Origin of the sequence: Arthrobacter sp. StoSoilB19 (assembly GCF_019977275.1) — a bacterium.
Lineage (GTDB): Bacteria > Actinomycetota > Actinomycetes > Actinomycetales > Micrococcaceae > Arthrobacter.
The window spans coordinates 355574-380382 of the sequence record NZ_AP024650.1; the positions used below are offsets into that span (position 1 = coordinate 355574).

General features: G+C 66.2%; 21 protein-coding genes. 13 read left to right on the forward strand and 8 right to left on the reverse strand.

What is annotated here, in order from left to right; translation table 11 throughout:
• Window positions 1-545: 545 nt before the first annotated feature.
• Complete coding sequence (locus LDO86_RS01715; protein ID WP_018772166.1) at window positions 546-1370, reverse strand: class I SAM-dependent methyltransferase; 825 nt, start codon at window positions 1368-1370, stop codon at window positions 546-548.
• A gap of 801 nt (window positions 1371-2171) precedes the next feature.
• Window positions 2172-2639 (reverse strand): MarR family winged helix-turn-helix transcriptional regulator, encoded by a 468-nt coding sequence (locus tag LDO86_RS01725; RefSeq protein WP_018772164.1) that lies wholly within the window; start codon window positions 2637-2639, stop codon window positions 2172-2174.
• 134 nt (window positions 2640-2773) lie between these two features.
• Between LDO86_RS01725 and LDO86_RS01730 the strand changes: the two genes are divergently transcribed.
• From LDO86_RS01730 to LDO86_RS01770, 9 genes are all read left to right on the forward strand, one after another.
• Window positions 2774-3712 carry an SDR family NAD(P)-dependent oxidoreductase gene (locus LDO86_RS01730; protein WP_018772163.1) on the forward strand — a complete coding sequence of 313 codons (939 nt, stop codon included), beginning with the start codon at window positions 2774-2776 and terminating at the stop codon, window positions 3710-3712.
• A gap of 2 nt (window positions 3713-3714) precedes the next feature.
• Window positions 3715-4605 (forward strand): 4-hydroxyphenyl-beta-ketoacyl-CoA hydrolase, encoded by an 891-nt coding sequence (locus LDO86_RS01735; RefSeq protein WP_018772162.1) that lies wholly within the window; start codon window positions 3715-3717, stop codon window positions 4603-4605.
• Between the two features lies 1 nt (window position 4606).
• Complete coding sequence (locus LDO86_RS01740; protein ID WP_224084215.1) at window positions 4607-5821, forward strand: acyl-CoA dehydrogenase family protein; 1215 nt, start codon at window positions 4607-4609, stop codon at window positions 5819-5821.
• A gap of 58 nt (window positions 5822-5879) precedes the next feature.
• Complete coding sequence (locus LDO86_RS01745) at window positions 5880-6335, forward strand: MaoC family dehydratase (RefSeq protein WP_018772160.1); 456 nt, start codon at window positions 5880-5882, stop codon at window positions 6333-6335.
• 119 nt (window positions 6336-6454) lie between these two features.
• Window positions 6455-7783 carry an MFS transporter gene (locus LDO86_RS01750; RefSeq protein ID WP_224084216.1) on the forward strand — a complete coding sequence of 443 codons (1329 nt, stop codon included), beginning with the start codon at window positions 6455-6457 and terminating at the stop codon, window positions 7781-7783.
• Between the two features lie 7 nt (window positions 7784-7790).
• Window positions 7791-9350 (forward strand): long-chain fatty acid--CoA ligase, encoded by a 1560-nt coding sequence (locus LDO86_RS01755; protein WP_018772158.1) that lies wholly within the window; start codon window positions 7791-7793, stop codon window positions 9348-9350.
• 105 nt (window positions 9351-9455) lie between these two features.
• Window positions 9456-10454, forward strand: coding sequence for a bile acid:sodium symporter family protein (locus LDO86_RS01760; RefSeq protein WP_018772157.1), 999 nt, complete (start codon window positions 9456-9458; stop codon window positions 10452-10454).
• A 126-nt stretch (window positions 10455-10580) separates the two neighbouring features.
• A complete protein-coding gene (locus LDO86_RS01765) occupies window positions 10581-13046 on the forward strand; it encodes a nitrate reductase (RefSeq protein ID WP_043425691.1) in 2466 nt (821 codons plus the stop codon).
• Window positions 13043-13525, forward strand: a complete 483-nt coding sequence (locus tag LDO86_RS01770) for a hypothetical protein (protein ID WP_018772155.1) — start codon at window positions 13043-13045, stop codon at window positions 13523-13525. Before LDO86_RS01765 ends, LDO86_RS01770 begins: the two co-directional genes overlap by 4 nt.
• 50 nt (window positions 13526-13575) lie before the next feature.
• Here LDO86_RS01770 and LDO86_RS01775 read toward each other — a convergent pair whose 3' ends face one another.
• Complete coding sequence (locus LDO86_RS01775) at window positions 13576-14328, reverse strand: MerR family transcriptional regulator (RefSeq protein ID WP_018772154.1); 753 nt, start codon at window positions 14326-14328, stop codon at window positions 13576-13578.
• A gap of 255 nt (window positions 14329-14583) precedes the next feature.
• Here LDO86_RS01775 and LDO86_RS01780 point away from each other — a divergent pair, with 255 nt between their 5' ends.
• Genes LDO86_RS01780 through LDO86_RS01795 form a run of 4 tightly spaced genes read left to right on the forward strand, consistent with a single transcriptional unit; the run spans window position 14584 to window position 19466 of the window.
• Window positions 14584-15480, forward strand: a complete 897-nt coding sequence (locus LDO86_RS01780; protein WP_018772153.1) for an alpha/beta hydrolase — start codon at window positions 14584-14586, stop codon at window positions 15478-15480.
• A gap of 56 nt (window positions 15481-15536) precedes the next feature.
• Window positions 15537-16418, forward strand: a complete 882-nt coding sequence (locus tag LDO86_RS01785) for a fumarylacetoacetate hydrolase family protein (protein WP_018772152.1) — start codon at window positions 15537-15539, stop codon at window positions 16416-16418.
• Entirely contained in the window at window positions 16418-18244 is a 1827-nt protein-coding gene (locus LDO86_RS01790; protein ID WP_018772151.1) for an FAD-dependent monooxygenase, read from the forward strand. The genes LDO86_RS01785 and LDO86_RS01790 overlap by 1 nt, the downstream gene beginning before the upstream one ends.
• Window positions 18222-19466 (forward strand): DUF3500 domain-containing protein, encoded by a 1245-nt coding sequence (locus tag LDO86_RS01795; protein WP_018772150.1) that lies wholly within the window; start codon window positions 18222-18224, stop codon window positions 19464-19466. Before LDO86_RS01790 ends, LDO86_RS01795 begins: the two co-directional genes overlap by 23 nt.
• A gap of 109 nt (window positions 19467-19575) precedes the next feature.
• Here LDO86_RS01795 and LDO86_RS01800 read toward each other — a convergent pair whose 3' ends face one another.
• The 5 genes from LDO86_RS01800 to LDO86_RS01820 form a co-directional block, all read right to left on the reverse strand.
• The gene (locus tag LDO86_RS01800; protein WP_018772149.1) at window positions 19576-20646 is read right to left on the reverse strand and encodes a quercetin 2,3-dioxygenase; all 1071 of its coding nucleotides are present in this window, start codon (window positions 20644-20646) and stop codon (window positions 19576-19578) included.
• A gap of 127 nt (window positions 20647-20773) precedes the next feature.
• Window positions 20774-21073 (reverse strand): DUF4193 domain-containing protein, encoded by a 300-nt coding sequence (locus LDO86_RS01805; protein ID WP_018772148.1) that lies wholly within the window; start codon window positions 21071-21073, stop codon window positions 20774-20776.
• Between the two features lie 162 nt (window positions 21074-21235).
• Window positions 21236-22096, reverse strand: coding sequence for an SDR family NAD(P)-dependent oxidoreductase (locus tag LDO86_RS01810; RefSeq protein ID WP_224084217.1), 861 nt, complete (start codon window positions 22094-22096; stop codon window positions 21236-21238).
• Window positions 22097-22451: 355 nt separating this feature from the next.
• Window positions 22452-23831, reverse strand: a complete 1380-nt coding sequence (locus LDO86_RS01815) for an MFS transporter (RefSeq protein WP_056388237.1) — start codon at window positions 23829-23831, stop codon at window positions 22452-22454.
• A 322-nt stretch (window positions 23832-24153) separates the two neighbouring features.
• Complete coding sequence (locus tag LDO86_RS01820) at window positions 24154-24717, reverse strand: hypothetical protein (protein ID WP_224084218.1); 564 nt, start codon at window positions 24715-24717, stop codon at window positions 24154-24156.
• Window positions 24718-24809 lie beyond the last annotated feature (92 nt).

Sequence of the window (24809 nt, forward strand, 5' to 3'; positions counted from 1 at the left end):
ATCGATTTCAACCTTCGCGCGTGACTTAGCGCATGATCTCGCAATGGCTTCGATGGCGGCCTTGGCGCCCAAGGGGGATCGCCAGTGCTCAGTTATCTCCACGATTGGTTTTCCCTTGAAACCATCAGCGCCCACGACAACGCCCCCTTCATTGCGGAAGGACGTGTTCTTTGGACGTCCCGGTACCGAATTTACAGGCGATCTTTCTAATAAGGGATAACCTCTTTGCGCAGCCTATCCAGGAGGCCGTTCTACAGCTCCCTTCGTACTCTCGTAGACTTCAACCACAGGGCGATAGAGCCCGAAAGTAGCCCGTTGTTGCGTCGACCACTTGAATCCGCCGCACCTCCACCGGGCAGTTTTGCGGGCGGGTCTTACGGGAATCTGGGAACCCTTGAACGCCGGGAATTTTGACGCGGGCTATTGGGCCTTGAATGGCGGTCGGTGGAGGACCGGCTAACGGGCGCCTCCAACCGCTTTCCCGATTGTGAGAAGGTCGGCGAGGTGCTCATGGACATCAAGTTGGATTTTCCGACAACGGAGATCTAGCGAGGAGCATTTCTTCCGATATAGAGAAGATGTCCCGCAGTCCCGAGGAGGCTGGGGTCCGTTGCGGTGGCCTTCAAGACTTCGAGTGTCGAAACGTAGGCGTCGGGGTCTTCGCTTCTGAGGTTTTCGATTTGGTCTTCCAACCCTGTGGCGAACCCATGGGTGGACGCGACGATCTCTGTTATCAGCCCTGCTTCCTCGAAGGACTTTGCGGCCTTGGATGGTTCCACACCGTATCCTTCGGTGAAGCGGCCAGGAATGGGATTGTCGTAGGTGCCGCGGCTGAGTAGTGCTTCCACGAAGGACGCTTCGGCCATTCTGTGTCGTTCATCCCGGATAGAGAGGGTCCGGCGTAGCAGGGCGTACTTGGACATTAGAGCAACGGCGATTGTTCCCCCGGGCATGGTGACGCGCATGAGCTCCTCAAGAGCCTTCCGCCGGTCGGCTGCAGAGGTTAGGTGATAGAACGGGCCCAGAGCGATTGTCGAATCAAAGGTGTTGTCCGACCAACGGGAAAGATCGCGGACATCCGCCTCAACGATTTCCCGGATCCGATCTTCACCGAACTCCGCCCGCGCTATGTCGAGGAGGTTAGGCGAAAGGTCTGCCAATGTGGCTTGATAGCCCATGTCGCATAGCCAGCGGCTGTAGCGGCCAGGGCCCCCGCCAATATCCAGTACACGCCCCGATTCCGGCATTGTCTTCGCTAGAAAGTGAGTGGTGAGTTCAAACTCAATGCGGCCCTGGGGCGTCTCTAGCCGCTCCCACTCTCGCCGATCGAAACTCGCGTAATAGCCTCTTGTTCCCCCAAGGTCAGTCATCCGCCGATTATGGCATGCAGAGTTGTCGGCCGATTGAGATGAATCCGTTTGCCGGGAAGAAGAACCTTGTCTTCTGATCCTCTCTAGGAACAGATTGCAATGATCTTGCGGTTAGTCAATGTATTTCCAGGAGTCCGGTGGACGATCCCTCACCGAACATCGCTCACTCGTCCTTCTCAGCCTCCGCATGACTCTTAAGTGAGGGGGTCGGCCCGCCCGTCTCCTCCGGCACGTCGCTTCGGGCTTGACCGTCCTGAACGAAAGTAATCCTAATTTGGCTCCCCCGCTCAAGGAACGACCCGGCAGACGGATCTTGGGAAGTCACCCAGAACAGCCCTGGCCACGTACGCGAACGGAGCCCCGGCCCGTCAGGGTCCCCGGACGCGAGACCAAACCCAATGTTCGCCGCCATCTCTTGGGCAATGTGCACAGGCTGCCCAACCAGATCGGGAACAGCCAGCTTCTGACGATCATCCATCTCTGCAACTCCTTTGAGCCTGACCAGCTAGAACGGTGAAACCAACCTTCTTCGTCACCAAAATACTGCCGGTGGTAAGGCGGGCCTGGCCAACCCGATTTCTTGGTTCCAAAAGCGCGCTGGGTGCCCTTTGGAGGATCCTTCAGCGGACGCTCGGATGACGTGTACTGCATAGGCGGTGACTAGGCGGCTCTGCCGTGGGGACCCGGCGTTTGACGGGAGGCGTCAGGGGATTCTGAGTCGTCCGAAACCTCGTCGAAGAAACGTCGGGGTCGTGGTAGCCACAGCGGGACGATGAGAATTACAGAAATCCAGGCAGCTGCCTACTCCGCCGCGCCCCACAGCGCCTTGCGCAGCAGCCGCTTCAATTCCTGCGACTCCCCGTCGGAAAGCCCGGCCAGCTGGTTCAGCTCGGCCGCGTCCATGGCGGTGCGGGCCTTCGCGTGCATCTTCCGCCCCTCGGCAGTGGAGACGATGATCTTGGCGCGCCGGTCCTGCTTCCCCTGCGCCCGCTCCACCAGTCCGCGGCGTTCCAGGTCGTCCACCAGCGTGACCACCTGGCTCGGGTCCAGGCTGAGGAAGTCGGCAAGCTCCCGCTGCGTCGGCTCCAGCCCGCTGCACGCCAGTGTCAGGACCGAGAAGGAGCGCTCCCGCAGGCCGAAGTCGGCCAGTGCCTTGTTGTTCAGGACCGAGCCTGCGGCATGCAGCTTCGCCAGCAGCAGTCCCACGTCACTGCCGATCCTGGCTGCCGCAAGGCGCGGGGTCTGAACGTCTGTGCCCAAGGTGGCCATCACAACTCCGGTACTGGTAAAAAACAATCGTTGACTTTTTCAATGATCCGTAATTTCATTGAATCCAACAAGGATCTCACACCGCAGTGGGACCAGCCCAACGGCTTCGGCCGGCGCATGCGAAGGAGCAGGCCATGAGCTTGAACGGCAAAGTTGCAATCGTCACCGGGAGCGGGCAGGGCCTCGGCCTCGCCTACGCAAGGGAACTGGCCCGCCAGGGTGCCGCCGTCGTTATCAATGACGTCAACGCTGAAACCGCCGCGCAGGCTGTGGCCCGGATCGAGGCCGACGGAGGCCGGGCCACCGCTGTGGTGGTTCCGGTGGGAACCACGGACGCGGCCAAGGCCCTGGTGGCCGGCGCCGTCGACGCGTTCGGGCGGCTGGACATCCTGGTCACCAACGCCGGGATCCTGCGGGACAAGTCCCTGCTGAAGATGACTGACGAGGACTTCGACCTGGTCATCAACGTGCACCTCAAGGGCACCTTCACCTGCGTCCGGGAGGCGTTTGGCTACTTCAAGGAAAACAACGTGCAGGGCCGCATCATCACCATCGGTTCCCCCACGGGCCAGCGCGGCAACTTCGGCCAGACCAACTATGCTGCGGCGAAGGCCGGGATCGTGGGCATGGTCCGCACCTGGGCGCTGGAAATGAAGAAGGCGGGCGTGACGGTCAACAGCGTCATTCCGGTGGCCGCCACCGCCATGACCAAGACCGTGCCGTACTTCCAGAAGGCAGTGGAGGCGGACGAGCGTGGCGAGGCCATGCCGTCATTCTTCCGCCATGACCTCGGCTTTGGAACGGCCGACGACGTCTCCGGACTGGTTGCCTTCCTCGCCTCCGACGAGGCAGCCAACATCACCGGCCAGGCCATCGGCGCCGGCGGTGACCGTCTGCAGGTCTGGACCCACCCGGAAGCGGCCACCACGGAATACCGCGACGGCGGCTGGACCTATGAGGCCCTGCTGGACAACGTCGGCCAGCTGTTCAACCGGGACACGCTGCAGGGCTACGGCGAGGAATTCCTGCTGCTGCCTGCAGAACTGCAGCCCGAACCGGTCCAGGCGCGCTGATCATGGCAGACCGTTACGAACTGGGCGTCGACCCCGCCAAACTCGAGGCGATCGACATGCACGTACACCTCGAGGTGGACAGCTGCGGGCACGGGTCGCTGCCTGAGGCATTGACCGAAGCATCGGCCAAGTACTTCAAGGCTGAAGACCGCACCCCGTCCCTGGACCGCATCGCCGAGGTCTACCGCGGACTGAACATGGCCGCCGTCGTCTTCACCGTGGACGCCCGCACCCAGCTCAAGCATGAGCCCAACAGCATCCCCGAACTCATCGCCGGCGCCGCCCGGAACAACGACGTACTGATTCCGTTCGGCAGTGTCGACCCGCGCACGGGTGAGGACGCCATCGCCGGGGCCAAGCACCAGGCGGTGGAGCTCGGTGCCCGCGGCTTCAAGTTCCATCCGTCCCTCCAGGGCTTCGACCCCTCGAACGAGCGCTTCTACCCCCTGTGGGGGACGCTCCAGGAACTGGGCCTGCCCGCCATCTTCCATACCGGCCAAAACGGCATGGGAGCGGGCCTGCCCGGCGGGTATGGCATCAAGCTCGCTTACTCCAACCCGTTGCTGCTGGACGCCGTGGCCGCCGATTTCCCGGGCCTGCAGATCATCATGGCCCACCCGTCGGTGCCGTGGCAGGACGAGGCAAACTCCATCGCCACGCACAAGGCCAACGTCTTCATCGACCTCTCCGGCTGGTCGCCCAAGTACTTCCCGGAGTCGCTGGTCAAGGCCTCCAACTCCTACCTTCAGGACAAGGTGCTGTTTGGCACCGACTTCCCGCTGATCACCCCGCAGAAATGGCTGGGAGCGTTCGCCGACCTCCCGCTGAAGGACGAGGTCCGGCCCAAGATCCTCAAGGACAACGCGGTCCGCCTGCTCGGGCTGGGCGGCTGACATGGGCACGCTGACGACGGCGGATGCCGCCCTGGGTGCCCGGCTTTACGAAGCAGCGGATTGGTACGACGCCGAGTCCCTGCTCACGCTCGAGGAGCGCCAGGTCATGTCCCGGCTGCGGTCATTCCTGGACGCGGAAGCCAGGCCGCTCCTGGCCGAGTACTGGGAACGCGGCGAGTTTCCCGAACAGCTGGCGCGGCCGCTGATCGACCTGGACCTGATGGAACCGGCCGGGCTCACGGCGGACGGACCCGCACGGGGCATCTACCAGGGCTTCCGGATCTTTGAACTTGCCCGCACCGACGCGTCCCTGGCCACCTGGTATACCGCCCAGGCCGGCCTGTTCCGGACGGCCATCCGCGTGGGTGCCTCGGCGGAACAGCAGGCCGAATGGATGCCCAGGGTCATCGACTTCTCGCTCAAGGGCGTCTTCTCGCTGACCGAACCCGGGTCCGGTTCGGACATCGCCGGCGGACTGTCCACCACCGCCCGGCGGCAGGCTGACGGCAGCTGGGTCCTTGACGGCGCCAAGCGCTGGATCGGGGGCGCAGCCACCGCGGACGTCCTGGCCGTGTTTGCCCGGGACGCCGCGGACGGGCAGGTCAAGGCCTTCCTCCTGGACCGCGCCGCGGACGGAATCACGCTGGAAAAGATCCACGGAAAGACGTCGCTCAGGATGATGCAGAACGCCCACATCACCCTCACCGGTGTCCGCGTCCCTGAGTCGATGCGCCTGCAGAACGTGAACTCCTTCAGGGACGTCGCGGCAATGCTCCGGGCCATGCGCTCGGATGTGGCCTGGATCGCCACCGGCATCGCCGCCGGCGCGTTCGAGGCCGCGCTGGCCTACGTCAACGAACGCCGGCAGTTCGGACGCACCCTTGGTTCCTTCCAGCTGGTCCAGGAAAAACTGGCCCGCATGCTGGGGAACGTCACCTCCGCCCTGTCCCTGGTGGTCCGGCTTACCGAGCAGCAGGCCAAAGGCATCTACCGTGACCAGGACTCTGCTTTGGCAAAGATGCAGACGTCCCTTTTCATGCGTGACACCGTAGCCCTTGCCCGCGAGGTGGTGGGCGGCAACGGCATCACGCTGGCCACGGATGTGGCCCGCTTCCACGCCGACGCCGAAGCCGTCTACTCCTACGAGGGCACCCACGAGATCAACGCCCTCATCATCGGCCGCGCCCTCACGGGCGAAAGCGCCTTCACCCGCTGAACCACCCACCCGCTGAACCTAACTTCCACACCCAACAAACAACTCCCAGGAGGCAACGATGCCCAATCTCGTCGTCGATTTCGACACCCTGCTCACCCTGTCCGGCAAGGACCTCGGCACCACCGACTACCGCCAGATCACCCAGGAACAAATCAACCTCTTCGCCGACGCCACCGACGACCAGCAGTGGATCCACACCGACCCCGAACGCGCCAAGGACGGCCCGTTCGGCGCCCCCATCGCCCATGGCTTCCTCACCCTGTCGCTGATCATCCCGTTCTGGGGCGAGCTGTTCGACGTGGACGGCGTCACCACCAAGGTCAACTACGGCCTGGACAAAGTCCGCTTCACCTCCCCGGTGACGGTCGGCTCCAAGGTCCGCATGCAGGCCACCATCGCCGAGGTCACCGAGGTCAAGGGCGGCGCCCAGATCAAGGTCAACGCCACCATCGAAATCGAAGGCCAGGAACGCCCCGCCGTCGTCGCCGAATTCCTCGCCCGCTTCTACAAGTAGGCCGCGCTACCAGCAGTAACCCCTTCACCACGACGGCGGCACCACACGGAGCCGCCTCTTCAGGCAACCCCAAAATCCCCTTCCCTCCGTACCCCATTCCCCAAACCCTAGGAACAGCCATGTCCGGACACACCACGCTCGCACCCGCGGGCACGGCCGCCAAGCGCAAGGAAGCGCGCACGGTCATCCTGTCCAGCTATCTGGGCAGCACCATCGAGTTCTACGACTTCCTGCTGTACGCCACGGCCGCAGCAGTAGCTTTCCCCAAGGTCTTCTTCGCCGGCACGGACGAATGGGTGGGCGTGGTGGCGGCCTACGCCACCTTCGCCGCCGGGTACTTGGCCAGGCCGCTGGGCGGCATCATCTTCGGCCACTTCGGTGACAAGGTGGGCCGCAAGGGAATGCTGATCATCTCCATGGCCATGATGGGCATCGCCTCCACCCTCATCGGCCTGATTCCCGGCGCCGGCGTCATCGGGCCGTGGGGCGCCGTGATCCTGGTGCTCCTGCGCGTCTGCCAGGGCATCGCCGTCGGCGGTGAATGGGGCGGTGCCGCGCTCATGGCCCTGGAGCACGCCGACCCCAGGCGGCGCGGTTTCGCCGCCTCCTTCGTCAACGCCGGCGCCCCCACCGGCGCCGTGCTGGGCACCGTGGTGATGGGCATCTTCTCGGCATTGCCGCAGGACGCGTTCCTGGCCTGGGGGTGGCGGGTGCCGTTCCTGCTGTCCTTCGTGCTGCTGATCGTGGGCATGTTTGTCCGCCTGCGGGTCTCGGAGAGCCCCATCTTCGCCGAGGCCGTGGCCAAGGAAGAGGCCCAGGCAACCACCAAGCGCAAGATCCCGCTGCTTGAGGTGCTGCGCCGGCCCAAGGCCCTGATCATGATCATGTTCGCCGGCGCCGCCGGGTTCGGGCTGCAGGTGGTACTGCCCACGTTCTCAGTGACGTATGCCGTGTCCAAGGGGGCGCCGCAGCAGGGCGTGCTTTACGCCTTCGCCGGAGCCTCGGCCATCTCCATCATCTTCGTCCTCCTGGGCGGCCGCCTGTCCGACCGTTTTGGCCGCAGGCCCGTGATGATTGCCGGACTGGCCCTGTTCATCGCCTACCTTTTCCCCATGTTCGGCATGCTGGGCTCCGGCAACGTCGGGCTTGTCTTCGTGGCCTTTACCGTGGCACTGGTCCTGCACTCATCCCTGTACGGGCCGCTGGCAGCCTTCGTCTCCGAACAGTTCGGCACCACGTCCCGCTACACCGGCGCTGCGGTCGGCTACCAGCTGGCCACCCTGATCGGGGCGGGTTTCACCCCCGGCATCCTGGCCGGGCTCTACAAGGACTCCGGCCAGAGCATCGTTCCCGTGGTGGTGTTCCTGTCCGTCATGGCCCTCGTCTCGATTGTCTTCATCGCCCTGACGCGCGAGTCTAAGAACAACGACCTCACCACGGTCCGTTAGGAGAACCATGGACAACAACGGAGTTGGATCCTGGCTGCACCGCCGCCGCCGGAAGTCAGGCGCCAAGGCAGCCATCCTGTCCGGAGCCCGCACGCTGAGCTATGAAGAGTTGGCCGACAGGACCGACCGCCTGGCCAGCGCGCTCCGGGACAGGGGAGTGGCAAAGGGCGACCGGGTGGCCTACCTGGGCGAGAACCACCCTTCCTTCGTGGAAACGTTCTTTGCCTGCGGTCTGCTCGGTGCCATCTTCGTGCCGCTCAACACCCGGCTGGCTCCGCCGGAACTGCAGTTCCAGCTGCAGGATTCCGGGGCCCGGCTCCTGGTCAACGCCGGCGCCCTGGGGGCGTCTGCCGCTGCTGCCCTGGAAGGTACGGGCGTCACCCACCGGCTGGTTGTAGCGGCCGACGGCGGGACTGAACCTTCCGCCGGCACCTCACCCGCCGCCGTCGTTCCCTGTGAGGTGGCACCCTACGAGGAGGCGCTGCAGGCTGCGGCACCGGATCCCGCCGACGTGCCGGTGGGGCACGATGACGCGGCGATGATCCTCTACACCTCCGGCACCACGGGCAAGCCCAAGGGTGCCCTGCTGACCCACGGGAACATCACGTGGAACTGCATCAACACCATCGTGGACATGGACCTGAACCGAAACGATGTGGCGCTGATGATCTCGCCGCTGTTCCATGTGGCGTCGCTGGACATGGGCCTGCTGCCGATGCTGCTGAAGGGTGCCACCGTGGTGCTTGAGGCGAAGTTCGATCCCGCCAGGGTCCTGGAACTCATCCAGGAGCACAAGGTGACCACCCTTAACGGCGTGCCCACCACGTTCCAGCTCCTCTGCGAGCATCCGGGATGGGCCGCGGCGGACGTCAGCTCCCTGGACAAGCTCACCTGCGGCGGCTCCGCCATCCCCCGCCGCGTCCTGGATGCGTACGAGGACCGCGGCATCGGCTTCACCAGCTGCTACGGCATGACCGAAACAGCGCCGGGCGCCACCATGCTTCCAGTCGACAGGTCCCGGGACAAAGCGGGCTCGGCAGGCCTGCCGCACTTCTTCACGGACGTCCGGATCGCCGACCCGATGGGCGGTGCAGTGGACCCGGGCGGGGTGGGGGAGATCCAGATCTCCGGCCCCAATGTGATCAAGGAGTACTGGAACCGGCCGGAGGCCACCGCCGCCAGCTACGCGGACGGGGCCTGGTTCCGCTCCGGGGACATGGGCTACCGGGACCAGGAAGGCTTCCTGTTCGTCTCGGACCGGCTCAAGGACATGATCATCTCCGGCGGGGAAAACATCTACCCGGCCGAGGTGGAAGCCGTGATCGCGGAGCACAGGGCTGTCAGCAGCGTGGCGGTCATCGGGGTTAGCGATGACAAATGGGGCGAGGTTCCCCAGGCCATCGTGACCCTGCGGGAGGGCGAATCGCTGACGGAGGAGCAGCTGCGCAGCTTCCTGGACGGCCGGCTGGCCCGGTACAAGATTCCCAAGTCGCTGGTGGTGGTGGCGGACATGCCCCGCACGGCCAGCGGCAAGATCCGCAAGATGGAGCTCCGCAAGCAGCTCTGAGCACCAAAACGGGGCAGGTGCCCGCTGGCCCGTATGGTTCCGCCGTTGTTACCGTTCACGGTCATCAATTGGCGGAACCATACCAGCCGGTGACAGCATGGTTGGATGCTTGAGGCAACTAAATCCCATAATTCCCCGGACGGGACACCCGTCAACCCTGCGCTGCAAGCGGAGAGCAAGATCGCCCGCATCGCGGTGACGATGTTCCCCATCCTGGTGGTGGCCGCAGGTGTCATCGGCTTCCTGCTCCCCGGGGTCTTCAAACCCATGGCGCCCAGCGTGCCCTACCTGCTGGGCATCATCATGTTCTGCATGGGCCTGACCCTGACTCCGCCGGACTTCGCCGCCGTGGCCAAGCGTCCGTGGGCGGTGGCACTGGGCATCGTTGCCCACTACATCATCATGCCCGGGGCCGGCTGGCTGATCGCCGGCGCCCTCAACCTCGAGCCCGAGCTGGCCGTCGGCGTCATCCTGGTGGGATGCGCACCCTCCGGTACGGCCTCCAACGTGATGGCGTTCCTGGCCAAGGGCGACGTTGCCCTCTCGGTGGCGGTGGCATCCGTCTCCACCCTGATCGCCCCGATCGTAACCCCGCTGCTGGTCCTGTTCCTGGCCGGTTCCTACCTTCAGATCGACGCCGCCGGCATGGTCCTGGACATCGTCAAGACCGTGCTGCTGCCGGTGGTGGCAGGCCTGCTCGCCCGGCTCTTCCTCAAGAAGCTCGTCGCAAAGGTGCTGCCCGCACTGCCGTGGGCGTCCGCCGTCGTGATCTCCCTGATCGTGGCCATCGTGGTGGCCGGCAGCGCCGGCAAGATCATCGGGGCCGGCGCCATTGTGTTCCTTGCCGTGGTGCTGCACAACGGCTTTGGCCTGGGCCTGGGCTACCTCGCCGGCAAAATCGGACGCCTGGACGACAAGGCGCGCCGAGCCCTCGCCTTCGAGGTGGGCATGCAGAACTCCGGCCTGGCGGCGACCCTGGCCACCGCCCACTTCAGCCCGCTGGCGGCGCTCCCGTCCGCCGTCTTCTCCCTGTGGCACAACATTTCCGGCGCCATCGTGGCTGCCTGGCTCGCCCGGCGCCCGCTGCAGGAAAAGCAGGCCTGACCAGCGCCGTCACGCTCCACGGCCCGGAAGCCGGCCTGTTTCCATCCGTACTTCGTGGGTACAGGACCGGGTAGGGACAACGTCGTTCCCGATGTTGCCTGCCGGTTCCGGACAGGAGATGGACAGATGGCTCGGATTGACCGAATAGCTGAACCATGGGGGACAAGGACACCGTACGGCAGTGGCGGTGAGTGGCCGGTCAGGGTGGACACCCACCTGGCCGAAGGGGTGGCCCCGGAGGACGTGGACAGGTGGGTCCAGACGGCGTCCCTCCTGCACTCCAACGGCGACGCCATGGACATCGCGGTCAAGGACAACCGCATTGTCGGGGTGCGCGGCCGGGCTGTGGACCGCGTCAACCACGGCCGGCTGGGACCGAAGGACCTGTACGGCTGGCAGGCGAACGCGTCAGCCGACCGGCTAACCACGCCCCTGATCCGCGAGGGCGGAAAGCTGGTGGAAACCGACTGGGACACGGCCATGCAGCGCGTGGTGGACCGTTCCAAGGCGCTGCTGGCCGAACAGGGCCCCAGCGCCATTGGCTTTTACACCACGGGCCAGCTCTTTTCCGAGGAGTACTACACCTTGGGGACCCTGGCGCACGGCGGCATCGGCACCAATCACGTGGACGGAAACACCCGCCTGTGCACTGCCACTGCCGGAGAGGCGCTGAAGGAATCATTCGGCTGCGACGGCCAGCCCGGCTCCTACACGGACGTGGACCACGCGGACGTGATCGCCCTCTACGGGCACAACGTGGCGGAAACCCAGACCGTCCTCTGGACCAGGATGCTGGACCGCCTGGCCGGACCCAACCCGCCCAAGATCATCTGCGTGGATCCCCGCCTCACCCCCGTGGCCAAGGCGGCCACCCTGCATCTGGCGCCACGGCCGGGCACCAACGTGGCCCTGATGAATGGGATCCTGCACGACATCATCGCCAACGGCTGGGTGGACCACGAGTACATCAAGGCCCACACGGTGGGGTTCCCGGAGCTCGAAAAAGAGGTCAGGAACTACCCGCCCGCACTGGTGGCGGAGATCTGCGGCGTCCCGGCGGAGCAGATCTCCGAAGCCGCCCGTATCATCGGCCACGCCGAGCGGCTGCTGTCCACGGTGCTTCAGGGTTTCTACCAGTCCAACCAGGCCACCGCCGCCGCTGTCCAGGTCAACAACATCAACATCATCCGCGGCATGCTGGGCAAGCCAGGCTGCGGCATCCTGCAGATGAACGGCCAGCCCACCGCGGAGAACACCCGCGAATGCGGGGCCGACGGCGACCTGGCCGCCTTCCGCAACTGGTCCAACGACGCCCACATCCAGGACCTCGCCAGGGTGTGGAACATCGACCCCATGTCCATCCCGCACTACTCACCGCCAACGCACGTCATGCAGATGATGCGGTACGCGGAGGACGGCTCCATCCGGATGCTGTGGGTCAGCGGCACCAACCCCGCCGTTTCGCTGCCCGAACTGAAGCGGATCCGCAGCATCCTGGAACAGGACCGCCTGTTCCTGGTGGTGCAGGACATCTTCCTGTCCGAGACCGCCCAGCTGGCCGATGTCGTGCTTCCAGCTGCGACCTGGGGCGAAAAGACGGGCACCTTCACCAACGTGGACCGTACCGTCCACCTGTCGGAGAAGGCCGTGGACCCACCCGGTGAGGCCCGGCCCGACCTGGAAATCTTCATCGACTACGCCCACCGGATGGGCCTGCAGGACAGGGACGGGCAGCCGCTGATCAAGTGGCACGATCCAGAGTCCGCCTTCGAAGCGTGGAAGGAATGCACCCGCGGCCGCCCCTGCGACTACACCGGCATCACCTATGACAAGCTGCGCGGCGGCTCCGGCATCCAGTGGCCGTGCAACGAGGAAAACCCGGACGGCACGGAGCGCATCTATGCCGACGGGAAGTTCTGGGCCCACCCGGAGTACTGCGAAACGTACGGCCGCGACCTGATCACCGGGGCGCCCGTGGAGCCGTCCGAATACAAGGCCCTCAACCCGGAGGGCAAGGCCATCATCAAAGCCGCCGAGTACATGCCGCCGCACGAGCTGCCCAGCCGGGACTTCCCGCTCCAGCTCATCACCGGCCGCACGCTCTACCAGTTCCACACCCGCACCAAGACAGGCCGGGCGCCGGAGCTGCAGGCGGCCGCGCCGGACGTCTGGGTGGAGTTGTCAGCGGACGACGCCGGCGCGTACGGGATTGCCGAGGGCGACCTTGCAGAGGTGGAGACACCCCGCGGTTCAGTCCGTGCCAGGGTGCGGATCAGCGGGATCCGGAACGGGGTGCTGTTCCTGCCGTTCCACTACGGCTACTGGGACACCAACGGCGGCCACCGGCCGGACGGCCCGGGCCGGGCGGCCAATGAGCTGACCATCACGGACTGGGACGCCGCCTCCAAGCAGCCCATCTTCAAGACAGCGGCGGCGCGCATTACCCGGGTTTCCGGCGGTGACGGGCCGTCCCTGGCGCCCACCACCACGGCGTCGGCTCCCGTCGGCGACTTCCCGGAAGAGGCCAGGACCAAGGGGACCGCCGCCGCCCTGGCTGACGAAGAAACCGGCACGGCAGGAGGGGCACGATGAAATTCGGGCTTGTACTTCAGGAAATGCACCGCTCCGAGAACGACCTGGCACACCACCTGCTGGTCATCTCGGAGCGCCACAAAGTGGACCACGAGATCTACCATCTGGCCCGTGACCTGGCGCGCTGGTCCCAGCAGCACGTGCGGGACATCGCGGAGATCGGCAGGAACTACGGCCAGGACCTGGACCCGGAGCCGCGCGGCGAAGCGGGGCTGATGGAGACCCTTCGCGAGAAGGGCAGTGAGATGGTGGGCCGGCGTCCGGAAACCGGGATGCTGCTGCTGCGGGACCTCCGGGAGCTGTACCTGATGGCGTGTGGGGTCTCGGCCGACTGGGAGCTGCTGGCCCAGGCTGCCCAGGGAATGAAGGACAAGGACCTGCTGGCCCTGGCCGAAAAGTGCCATCCCCAGACGATCCGCCAGATGAAGTGGGCCAACGGCAAGCTGAAGGAATCCGCCACCCAGGTCCTGGTCAGCTGAGGGGCTGGGTTAGCTGAGGTCCCGGTCAGCTGAGGGGCCTGGTCAGCGGGTTATCCCGCCTCACGGGCTTCCTGCAGGTGAGCCACCAGTGCCTGCATCTGCTGCACCGTCCACGGCAGGTCCTTGCTGAGTTCGGCGCTGTTGTCGCTCCACATGGCGCGGGCGGCCGCCTTGGTGCCCTCGCTGCTGTGGAACCGGGAGCCCAGCTCATCCCAGCGGCGCACCAGCTCCCTCGCCTCCGGGCTGTTGGCAGGGACACCGGCGTCCACCTGGCGCAGGCCCTCCTTGACCATCCCGGCCCATTCGGTCCGGGATTCCTCAGTGGCTTCCGGGCCCAGCCGTTTGCGCTGTTCCTCGAGCTCCCGGCGCTGGTCCTCGGTGAAGTAGTTCTCGAACATCGTCATCCTTTCCAAAACGGTCATGAAATAAGCAGGGGCGGCGTCCCCCTGGTTGATGCGGCCCAGCAGGTCCCTGATGGTCCGCTGGAGCTGCCCGAGCTGGAGAGCCTGCCCGTCCAGTGCGTCCAGTTGGCGCTGCAGGAGATCCCGCATGGACTCCGGACTGCCACCCGACCGGTCCAGCACGGCGGCGATCCCGCCCAGCGGCACCCCCAGGCTCCGCAGGGCCCGGATGCTGTAGAGGCGCCTGAGGTCCTGGCCTGTATAGCGGCGGTGGCCTGCCGCGGTCCGGGCGCTTGCCTGGAGCAGCCCGATGCTGTCGTAGTGGTGCAGCGCCCTGACAGTGACCCCCGTGGCCGCGGCCAGTTCGCCAATGCTCCAGCGCGGTTCATCCAGATGTTCCATACCGCCAACGGTAGGACCTGACGCCGCGTCAGGTTCAAGTCCTGGGACGGCGCTCCTTGAACAGACGGCGCTCCTTGAACAGAAGGCGCTGCTCGAACAGAAGGAAGGTGCAGCCGAAGGGGTTTCATTCAGTGAAACCGGCGGCGCGTCCGGAGCCGTCCATGGCCCAGAGTTGAGTCCATGAACGCGGAGCCCGGGATTGGCCCGCTCAAAGGCACACAGGACAGAAACGGCGCGGCATACATGGAGTCAACGATGACGGTACTGCGGATCCAACGGGGGATCGAGTTCGCCCGGCCCCAAAACGCAGTCCCGCTGCTGCTGGACCTCTACCTTCCCGGTACTCCCGGGGAGGGCCCGGACCAGGACGGACGCCCTGCCGTGATCCACTTCCACGGGGGCGGCTGGCGGATGGGTGAGCGCTCCTCGCTGGGGCCCGGGGTGGACGGTTTCGGCCTCAGCCCCATCGAACAGCTGGTGGACGCCGGGTTCGTGGTGGCCTCCGCCGACTACCGCCTGACGGACGTTGCCACCTTCCCTGCCCAGCTGCTGGACGCCAGGGCGGCGGTCCGCTGGCTCCGCGCCCACGCTGCCCACTATGGCGTGGATCCGCGCCGGATCTACGCCTGGGGCGATTCGGCAGGCGGCCACCTGGCCGCGCTCCTCGGCCTGACTGGCGGATCCTCCCAACCGGCCGGCAGCCTGGACGCCGGCACCCTGGACCGCGACGGCAGGGACCAGGTTGCCGCCGTCGTGGCCTGGTACCCGCCCACGGACCTGGAACGCATGGGCGAACAGGCCAGGACGGATGCCATAGCCCGCGCCGATGACCCCGGCTCCCGTGAAGCGCTGTTGATCGGAGCGCAGCCGGCCGACGCCCCGGACAAGGCCAGGGCGGCCAGCCCCCTCACCTATGTGCATCCAGGCGTGCCTCCCTTCCTCCTGATCCACGGAACGGCGGACCGGTTCGTCCCCGTGGAGCAGTCCACCAGCCTCGCCGCAGCGCTGGAAGGTGCCGGTGCAGCCGTCGAACTTCTCCTGCTGGAAGACGCGGACCACATGTGGCAGCTGCCGGACGGCGGCAGCTCGGCGGCCGGGCAGGCAACCGCCGCCACCATTGATTTCCTTTGCCGACAGGCAAAGCAGCACTGATTTCCCCACTTCCTTCGGTGCGCCATGCGCCCGGAACACACCCGAAAGGCACCTCCATGCAGTTCATTGGCATCACGCACCACGGCGAACCCTGGGCAGCAGCGCTCGCCGGTTCCCGCGTCCTCCCGCTGGCACCCGTCGCCGGCTTCTGGACCGACGCGGAAGGCTGGCAGGACAAAGCGGCATCGTTGGTTGCCGGCGCGGCAGAGCATGACGCGTCCGACGCCGGCGCCTGGCTGGAGCGCGGCACCGTCACCGAGGTGCCGCTCGTCCCGGCGTCCGCACGGGTCATCTGCGTGGGCCTGAACTACAAGGCGCACGTGGCGGAAGGCAGCTTCAAGGACCAGGAACTGCCGCCGTACCCCACCCTGTTTGCCCGCTGGACGGCGTCCCTGTCCGTGGGCAACGTCCCGGTTCCCGTCCCGGCCGGCGAGTCGGGACTGGACTGGGAGGGCGAAGTGGCCGCCTACATCGGCCGGCGCGTCGAGTCCGCGGATGAGGTAACAGCTGCCGGCGCCGTCTTTGGTTACTCCACCTTCAACGACATCACCTCCCGCAGGGCCCAGAAACTGACGTCGCAGTGGACCCTGGGCAAGAACGGCGACTTCAGCGGACCCCTTGGTCCACTGGTCAGCCGCGACGAGGTGGGCGACTTGCGGGACGGGCTGCAGGTGCGCACGCGCGTGAACGGAATCGAAGCCCAAAACGGCAACACCCGCGACATGATCTTCTCCGTCCCGGCCATCATCGCGCTCATCAGCCAAACGTTCACCCTGCACCCGGGCGACGTCATTGCCACCGGAACACCGGAAGGCGTGGGGTACGCCCGCACCCCGCAGTGGCTGCTGCAGCCCGGTGACACCGTCGAGGTGGAGATCGAGAAGCTCGGCACCCTGACCACGCCCGTAGGCGATCCCTCCCTCCGGAGCCGTGCCTGATGAGCACGTTCCAGAACGCCGGCCCCGCGGACATCCCGGAGGAGGCGCGGGTCCTGGTTTCCGGCGGCGGCCCCAGCGGGCTGTTCCTGGCCCTGGACCTGGCATCCCGCGGGGTCCCCAGCACCGTCATCGATCCCCGGACCGCCGTGGACCCCACCCGGCCCCGGGCCAAGACCACCAATGCCCGCACCATGACGCACCTGCGCCGGCTGGGCCTTGCCGACGCGCTCCGGAAGGCTTCGCCGCTGCCGGTGGACTACGCCCGGGACGTCATCTTCTGCACCGCGCTCACCGGGCCTTCCGCACATGAACTCCGCCGGTTCCGGCACGCCTTCCAGCTGGTTCCCGGCACCTACGGGCCCCAGCCGGAGTGCGGCCAGCAGGTGCCGCAGCCGGTCCTCGAAGAGGTGCTCCGCGCGGCTGTCGCGGACAACCCGCTGGTCACGTTTGTGACCGGGTGGTCCGTCCAGGAGGTCCAGGAGGTTCAGGGGCCGGGCGCCCGCGGAGACGAAGCCGGCAGCCATCACGCCGGACTTTCCCACGCCGCCGCTCCCGAAGATGCCGCTGATCCGGAAGGCGTGGCAGCCACGGCGCCGTACGCCGTCGTCATCGCCGATGTTTCCGGTACCTGCCGCACCATCCGCGCGAACTACGTTATCGGCGCCGACGGCGGATCCTCTGCGGTGCGCCGCAGCCTGGGGATGCGCCTGGAGGGCGGCTCCGCAGCCCTGTCCAACATCAGCATCCTGTTCCGTTCACGGTCACTGGCCTCCGCCGTCTCGCTGGATCCTGCCGTGCAGTATTGGGTGGTGGGATCGGAGACCTCGGGAATGGTGGGGCCCATGGACCGCACCGACACCTGGTGGGCGATTGTCCAGGGCGTGGATCCGGCCGTGACCGTCACCGCCGCCGATGCTGCCGCGATGGTCCGGGCGCTGGTAGGCACTGAGGTGGACGTCGAAGTGGTGGCCACGGACCCCTGGACGGCCCGCATGCTGCTGGCCCCGGAGTACAGCCGCGGCAACATCTTCCTGGTGGGCGACGCCGCCCACCTCAACCCGCCATGGGGCGGCCACGGCTTCAACACCTGCATCGGCGACGCCGCCAACCTGGCCTGGAAGCTCGCCGCCGCCGTCAACGGCTGGGCAGGCCCCGGCCTCCTGCCCAGCTACGGGGAAGAACGCCGGCCCGTGGCAGCCCGCACCATCCGCGACGCCGCGGAGAACGGCAAGGCCCTGGCGTACCATTTTGCGGATCCGCACCTGGCGCTTGCCGGGACCCGTGGTGACGCTGCGCGCCGGGCTGCCCACGACGCGCTCGCCGTGAAGCAGAGCGAGTTCGACTCCCTGGGCCTGGTCCTGGGCTACTCGTACGCGGAGTCGGCCCTCGTGGTTCCCGACGGCCTGCCAGTCCCGGCCGAAGACCCCATCCGCTACGTACCTTCCGCCAGCCCGGGCGCCCTGCTGCCGCACGCATGGCTGGCGGACGGCACCTCCCTGTACAGCCATCTGGGCACCGGATTCACCTTGCTGGTGGACGCCGGCGCGGCAGGCGCGACCGCGGCTGAAGTCGCCCAGCCGGTGTTGGCGGCCGCCGCCCGAACGGGCGTTCCGGTGACCGTCGCAGTCGTCGGACCTTCCGACGACGGCAGGCCCCTTTCCCACGTGTGGGGCGCCAACGCCGTGCTGGTCCGCCCGGACCAGCACGTGGCCTGGCGCGGAAATTCCGCCCCCGCCGCGGGCGCAGCCCTATCCGTGGCGGCCGGATGGTCGCCCACTTCCCTTGAGAACACCAGGAGTAACCGTGTCGACGCCGTCATTCCGTGATTACCTGTTTCCTCCGGACCACCCGCGCGTGGCGGACATCCGGGGCCTGAACGCCCGCGAGTACGCAGAAGCTGCCAAGACCGACGCGTTCGCCGGGCCCATGATCGAAGGCTGGCAGAAGCTGTACCCGCAGCCCTTCACCGGCATCACCAGCGACGGCGTGCGCCGGGAAGGCCTGTACCCGCTGGCACCGGCCGGGCCCGGGGAGGAAGCGCCTGCCGCGGAGATGGTGGCCGCGGCCCGCAAGCTGCTGGGCACCGTCACTGCGGACCAGGCGCGGAAGCTCAGCTACGCCGTGGATGCGCCCGAGTGGCAAAGCTGGGCCAACCCCGAATTCATGCAGCACGATACCGGGCTGCGCCTGGATGAGCTGGAACCACCGGTCCGCGACGCTGCCCTGGGCGTGGTGGAAGCAAGCCTGAGCCCGCAGGGGTTTGAGCTGGTGCGGAACCTGATGCGCATCAACGGGTTCCTGGGCGACCTGGTGGAGCTGCCGCTGCTCATGAACGAGTTCAGCTACAACTTTGCCCTCTACGGCGAACCGTCCGAGACCGAACCGTGGGGGTGGCAGCTCTTCGGCCACCACGCGGCGCTGAACTGCCTGGTGGCGGGGACGCAGCTGGTGGTGTCGCCAGTGTTCATGGGCGCCGAACCGGACATGATCGACGCCGGCCCGCACCGGGGCGTGAAGGTGTTCAAGGAGCGCATCGCCCTGGCCCGGCAGCTGATGGGCGCGCTGCCCCCCCAGCTCCGGGCTGGCGCCACCGTCTACGCGTCGATGGTGGACGCGGCCATGCCCGAAGGCCGCCTCCACCCGGGCGACGAGCGGCACCTTGGCGGGTGCTTCCAGGATAACCGGGTGATCCCCTGTGAGGGCATCCCCGTGCGGGATATGCCCCCGGAGGCCCGGGAACTGCTGGACGCGGTGGTGGATGACTTCATCGCCTACCTGCCGGACGGGCCCCGCGCCGCGCGGCGCCGGGAGATCCAGCAGCACTACGGTGAATCGTTCTTCAGCTGGATCGGCGGCTGGGAGGGGGAGGAAGCCTTCTACTTCCGCCTGCAAAGCCCTGTGGTGGTGCTGGAACTGGACCACCACACCGGCGTGTTCCTCAGCAACGACGAACCTGCCCCGTTCCACATGCACACCGTGGTCCGCACCCCCAACGGCAACGACTACGGCCGCGAACTGGTCAGGCAATACCCATCGGCTGCTCCGTAACTGCCGTTTTTGAGTGTCCGGAACGGCCGCTACGGAGCAATGGATTGATGACAAAGCCAGGGCCCGGATTTCCTTTCGGAAGTCCGGGCCCTGGCCTTGGGAGCAGCGGTTAGGGGATGTCCAGTGCCGCGCGGCGCTGGGGCGGCGGCCCCACCACGGTCAGGTCCATTTCGGCCTGGGCGCGGCCGAAACCTTCCAGGTCCATGTAGGGTTCGCCGCCCTCGGTGTACATGTAGTCCTCGGTGGGCTGGTTGAAGTACTCGAAGAACCCGTTGAACACGGACGGCGTCAGGAACCCCACCATCTGGGTGTTGTGGGCATCAAACGCGAACGAGTGGATGGTTCCCGCGGGGGCGTGCACAAAGTCTCCCTTGGTCAGCAGCATTTCCCGGCCGTTGGCGTACAGCCACATCCGGCCCTCGGTGCACAGGAAGTTTTCCGTGTGCTGTGAGTGGAAGTGCAGCGGGATGTAGGGGGACTTGGCGCCCTTGGTGTGCACGGCGAAGTAGCTCGAACCGGTGTTGGCCGGCCGGGACAGGTAGGTGAACATGGTCTGGTAGCTGACCAGTCGCTCACCCTCCCCGGCACTCAGGAAGTAGGGGCTCTGGGCAGGCGGGAGGCCGGCGTCGTTCTTGAACGACGGCGCCACGCGCTGGACGTCGGGGAAGGTGATGCCGAACTCGGCGCCCACCTCGGCCTGCTCCTGCAGGCTGGCCTTGTGTCCGGCGCGCACCGGCGGGACGTGCGAATCAATGGGCGTTCCCACCCGCTCGTAGTACTTTTCGCCGCCGCCGGGCGTCATCCAGTTCAGGAACCGGGTGTAGTGGCTTGCCATCCGGTAGGCGTGCGGGGTGTTCGGCGGGATGACCACCGAGTCTCCGGGGGTGAGGATCCTGCTCTCGCCGGGCAGCCAGACGTGCAGGATTCCGTCGAAGACGTAGAGGGTCTTGTGTTCGATGCTGTGGCTGACAAAGGGGGATTCGGCCCCCATTCCGCCGGAGATGTAGGCCGCGCTGAAGATGCCGCCCGTATCGGCGGCGCGGGCGATGACCGTTACTAACTGGCCGTTGATTTCGTAGCGCGCGCCCTCGCCCGACGCCATGTAATACGGGACTGCCTCTCCGGGCAGCACGTTGGCCGCCGGGAGCTGCTTGTTCATTTCCTCAACGCTGAGGGACATGGTTTCCTTCTTTCCAGTCGGCCGGCCTTTGCCGGAGCGTGACCTACATCATGGCTGTCCATCGCTCCGGCCACGAGTGCAGATTCCAATGGTTGGAAACCGAACGCTGCCGGCCGTCGTGCCCCTGCTAGCCCTCACATTCCTTGCAGTACTTCTTGCCATCCTTCTCGCGCGCCAACTGGCTGCGGTGGTGGACCAGGAAGCAGGACATACAGGTGAATTCGTCTGCCTGCACCGGGACCACCTGAATGAGGAGTTCCTCGTTGGAGAGGTCCGCGCCGGGCAGCTCGAAGCTGTCCGCCAGGTCCGTTTCGTCCATGTCGGGAGCTGCCTCCCGGCGGCCGGACTTATCGGACTTCAGCTCCTCCAGGGCGACGTTCGGCTCTTCCTCGGGCGTGACCCGTGGAGCGTCGTAGTCAACTGACATGTGGTGTGTTCTCCTGTCCAGCTGCTGATGTCCAGATTGTTCTGGACAGATCGACAACGCCGGACGCGGGCAACAAATTCCCGTGCCCCGGCATCCGGCGCCGCCCCGGCATGCGGGGCTGCCCCGGCATGCGGCGCGTGCGGCGGCCATGCACGGCGACGCTCACCGGAAGTCAGTCCCCGCCAGGCCGGCACAGGCGTCCCACAGCCGCCGCCGCGCCTCCGGGTCAGAACCCATGCCGGGGGTGGGAAGCTCTTTCCGGCCTGCCCACAGCTTGCCGGTCAGCACCGCCGTCTCGGGTGAGGTTGCCAGCCAGAGCGGCGTGTCGGCAGCCTTCTCTGCCGACTTTCCCAGGGTGTTCGTGATCCACCGGAACGGGCCGCCCACGTCCTGCAACAGCCCCGTGTTCTTCACCAGTCCGGGATGGACGGCGTTGACCACCACCCCTGTTCCACGCAGCCTGGCGGCGAATTCCTGGGTCAGGAGGACCCGGCCCAGCATGGTGGGCGGCGTGGAACGGAGGAAGCTGTATTTCCCCTTCGCCGTCTGCAGGTCATCGAACGGGATCCGGACATTGCCGTACTTGGACGCGATGTTGATGACGCGCGACGGCAGGGCGGCGGACGCACCCTTCCTGAGATCGTCCAGCAGGAGCCCGGTGACCAGGTAGTAGGACATCACGTTGGTGGCGAAGGTGAGCTCCAGCCCTTCGGCAGTTTCAAGGCGTTCCTTGCGGAACACGCCGGCCGCGTTCACCAGCACATGCAAGCTGCCATGACGGGAGCGGAACCCGTCCACGGCAGAGCGGATCGAAGACTGCAGTGACAGGTCGCAGGCCAGCGGCTCAAGCTCCGCGCCCGGAACGCGGGTCCGGATATCGGCCATCGCCGCCTGGGCACGCGCCACGGTCCGGCCCACCACCACGACAGTTGCGCCTTCGCGGGCAAGGCCGGCAGCCACTGCCCGCCCGATCCCACCGGTGGCACCGGTCACCAACGCAATACGCCCGTTCAACCGTGCCATGCCCATCGCCTCCACATCGCCAGCAGTTGCCGGCACTATCCCAGCACTTATTGGGGCGGCGGGCCAGGGTCTTCCGGACCGGACTCAGGTGCCCGGGCCGTTACGGTGCAGCGATGCCCCTGGTCAGCTTGCGGATCCCGTCGTGCTTCGGGCCGGTGGCCGCGGCCGTTGAAGTTTTGGTTGGCGTGCTGCAGCCAGCCGGAGCGGCCCTGGCGACAGGAAGACCTCTTAGTGGTTGGCTGTTGGTGCCGTCATTAAGAGGTCTTCACTTGTTCACAACTGAATCAACGTTGTGGGACGTTCAGCGAGTCCGTGATCATCTCAAGGGAGATATCCCGTCATCCCGCTTTTGGGTCTAACCAGCGAGGCCGCGGGCAGCTGAGCTTGGGGACATGGCCGCGGCCGTGAGGACGGACGTTTCCCGTTCGCTCTGCTGCACCTCGTCGAGCTCCTTGAGGGTGTACTTTTTGGTCTCCTTGGCGGTCAGGGCTGAGGCTCCGGCCAGGACCATGAACCCGAGCGCGACCATGGACGGTCCGACCCAATCTTTCAGGTCGGGGCCAGCGAGGGCTGTCGAGAGAACGGGGCCGATGACGCCCGAGATGGCGAAGCCGACCTGAGTCCCAAGGGCGAGTCCGGAGACGCGCAGGCGGCCGGGGAACATCTCCGCGAAGAATGACGGCCAGGACGCGTTCACCATTGAGTAGAAGAGGGAGTAGTTGATGATGCCGAACAGGAAGATCAGCGACCAGTTCCCGGTCGTGATTGACCACAGGTAGGGGACCATCGTGACGCCCACGCCGCCCGTTGCGATGAGGAACATCGTTTTGCGGCCGATCTTGTCCACAAGGAATCCTGCCAGGGGCGTGATGCCGAGCGCGATCACGGCCGAGACTGTGGTCGTCAGGAGCATGGTCGGCTTATCCAGCTTGTAGCCGGCGGTACCGAATGCCACCGAGAAGGTCTGCATCATGTAGCTCGTGCCCGCGATGAGGGCACAAAACACGATCCGCAGCACCGCACGCCAGTGGAAGCGCAGAAGGTGCCGGAGGGGAGCAACGTTCACCTTGGCGGCCTGGGCCTTTACGAACTCCGGCGGCTCCTCAATGTGGCGGCGGATCAGGTAGGCGGCGACGACTACGAGGGCGGAGGCCCAGAACGGCAGCCGCCAACCCCAGCTCAGCAACTGCTCCGAGGGCATGGCGGCGATCGGGATGAAGACCAGCAGAGTGAGCAGCGTGCCCGAGGAGGAACCCAAAGTGGTGAAGCTCGCGAGGAACCCGCGCCGGCCTTCGGAAGCATGCTCCAGGCTCATGGTGATGGCACTGGGCTGCTCGCCGGAAAGGCACAGTCCCTGGATGACGCGGATCAGCACGAGCAGGACTGGAGCAAGAGGCCCGATTTGGGCGTATGTGGGGAGGCACCCGATCAGGAAGGTGCAGCCGCCGATGCCGAACAGCGTGATCATCATGACGAACTTGCGGCCGCGACGATCGCCCAGCGGCCCCAGGATGAGGGAGCCGAGGGGGCGCACCGCGTAGCCGACCGCGAAGGTGATCATGGCGAGCAGTACGCTGAGGCCCTGGGGCAGCTCGGGTGAAAAGAAGAGCACGTTCAGAACCAGCGCCGACGAGGTGCCGTACACCGCGAAGTCGTAGTACTCCAACGTCGTACCGATCCAGGCCGCGATTGCGGCCTTGACCGGGGTCTTCCTGGGAAGTGTGGTTTCTGTCATTTCGTCTCCGTGGGTGATGGGTGAACACCGGTTGCCGCTAAACCTGGGCTCTCGGAAAGAGATCTTGAGTGGAATGTCCTGTTGGTCCTGCTGTGAGCTCTCTCGCAAATCGTGTTTACGGCTTTGCGGACCGGCCTCAAACATCAAGTTAACGTTTGCGGTATGGGTCACACAAAGTCGGCTTTTATGTACCTACATAGCGATTTGTTATGGCTTGGAGTCGAAGGACCGGAGACCTTGGACAACACGGAAGCTCGCCGTGGAACGGGGATGGGAGGGCGGAAGGCCCGCCGGCCCGCCGGCCGGGGATCAGGCGGGACCATTACTGCGGCTGGGCCACACGCAAGCCGACGCCCCTGGTCATTTTGCGGATTTCGTCGGACTTAAGCCCGCTTGCCCCGGCAAGTTGGTAGTCGTCAAGGAGCCGGGATTTCCTGGCCAGGGCCAGAACCTGCGTTCGTTGTTCTTCCGCGTCGTTCCGGGCGCCTTCTGCTGCCGCCAGCTCTGAAGCCAATCCCGCAATGAGGTGAAGATGCCCGCTCCGGGTTTGGCCGGACGGGTACAGCTCGCCGCGTGCCAGCGCGGCAGACCGGATACTTGCTGCAGGCTGTCCGGCGGCCTTCGCGACGGCGGCAACCTTCACGCCATCGCACACGGCCTGGGCAAGGCAATCACCCAACTCGGCGGTGAGGGCACGTACCCTGCTGGACCGAAGTGCGAGGGTCGTCCTCAGCTGGGCCAGCATGGCCAGGACTTGTTGGGCTCGGGCCGTGGCGGGGTCCGGCTTCGGGACGCCGCGGTACCGGTACGCTGCCGCGCCGGCCGCGCCCGTGCCGGTCCTGGCTGAACGCGGAGGTATCCGATCGTGAATTTTTCTGCCGGGCACCTCTGCTCCTCGTCTCCGTTGGTGTTCGCCTGCCCGCGCGGCTTCCCGCCGGCAGGCATAAACCTCCTGCGGTGCAGCCCGTCGGACGTGGA

Coding starts and splice junctions, on each gene's coding strand:
- LDO86_RS01715 (WP_018772166.1), bottom strand. CDS start 1,370: ATGACTGACCTTGGGGGAACAAGAGGCTATTACGCGAGTTTCGATCGG.
- LDO86_RS01725 (WP_018772164.1), bottom strand. CDS start 2,639: ATGGCCACCTTGGGCACAGACGTTCAGACCCCGCGCCTTGCGGCAGCC.
- LDO86_RS01730 (WP_018772163.1), top strand. CDS start 2,774: ATGAGCTTGAACGGCAAAGTTGCAATCGTCACCGGGAGCGGGCAGGGC.
- LDO86_RS01735 (WP_018772162.1), top strand. CDS start 3,715: ATGGCAGACCGTTACGAACTGGGCGTCGACCCCGCCAAACTCGAGGCG.
- LDO86_RS01740 (WP_224084215.1), top strand. CDS start 4,607: ATGGGCACGCTGACGACGGCGGATGCCGCCCTGGGTGCCCGGCTTTAC.
- LDO86_RS01745 (WP_018772160.1), top strand. CDS start 5,880: ATGCCCAATCTCGTCGTCGATTTCGACACCCTGCTCACCCTGTCCGGC.
- LDO86_RS01750 (WP_224084216.1), top strand. CDS start 6,455: ATGTCCGGACACACCACGCTCGCACCCGCGGGCACGGCCGCCAAGCGC.
- LDO86_RS01755 (WP_018772158.1), top strand. CDS start 7,791: ATGGACAACAACGGAGTTGGATCCTGGCTGCACCGCCGCCGCCGGAAG.
- LDO86_RS01760 (WP_018772157.1), top strand. CDS start 9,456: ATGCTTGAGGCAACTAAATCCCATAATTCCCCGGACGGGACACCCGTC.
- LDO86_RS01765 (WP_043425691.1), top strand. CDS start 10,581: ATGGCTCGGATTGACCGAATAGCTGAACCATGGGGGACAAGGACACCG.
- LDO86_RS01770 (WP_018772155.1), top strand. CDS start 13,043: ATGAAATTCGGGCTTGTACTTCAGGAAATGCACCGCTCCGAGAACGAC.
- LDO86_RS01775 (WP_018772154.1), bottom strand. CDS start 14,328: ATGGAACATCTGGATGAACCGCGCTGGAGCATTGGCGAACTGGCCGCG.
- LDO86_RS01780 (WP_018772153.1), top strand. CDS start 14,584: ATGACGGTACTGCGGATCCAACGGGGGATCGAGTTCGCCCGGCCCCAA.
- LDO86_RS01785 (WP_018772152.1), top strand. CDS start 15,537: ATGCAGTTCATTGGCATCACGCACCACGGCGAACCCTGGGCAGCAGCG.
- LDO86_RS01790 (WP_018772151.1), top strand. CDS start 16,418: ATGAGCACGTTCCAGAACGCCGGCCCCGCGGACATCCCGGAGGAGGCG.
- LDO86_RS01800 (WP_018772149.1), bottom strand. CDS start 20,646: ATGTCCCTCAGCGTTGAGGAAATGAACAAGCAGCTCCCGGCGGCCAAC.
- LDO86_RS01805 (WP_018772148.1), bottom strand. CDS start 21,073: ATGTCAGTTGACTACGACGCTCCACGGGTCACGCCCGAGGAAGAGCCG.
- LDO86_RS01810 (WP_224084217.1), bottom strand. CDS start 22,096: ATGGCACGGTTGAACGGGCGTATTGCGTTGGTGACCGGTGCCACCGGT.
- LDO86_RS01815 (WP_056388237.1), bottom strand. CDS start 23,831: ATGACAGAAACCACACTTCCCAGGAAGACCCCGGTCAAGGCCGCAATC.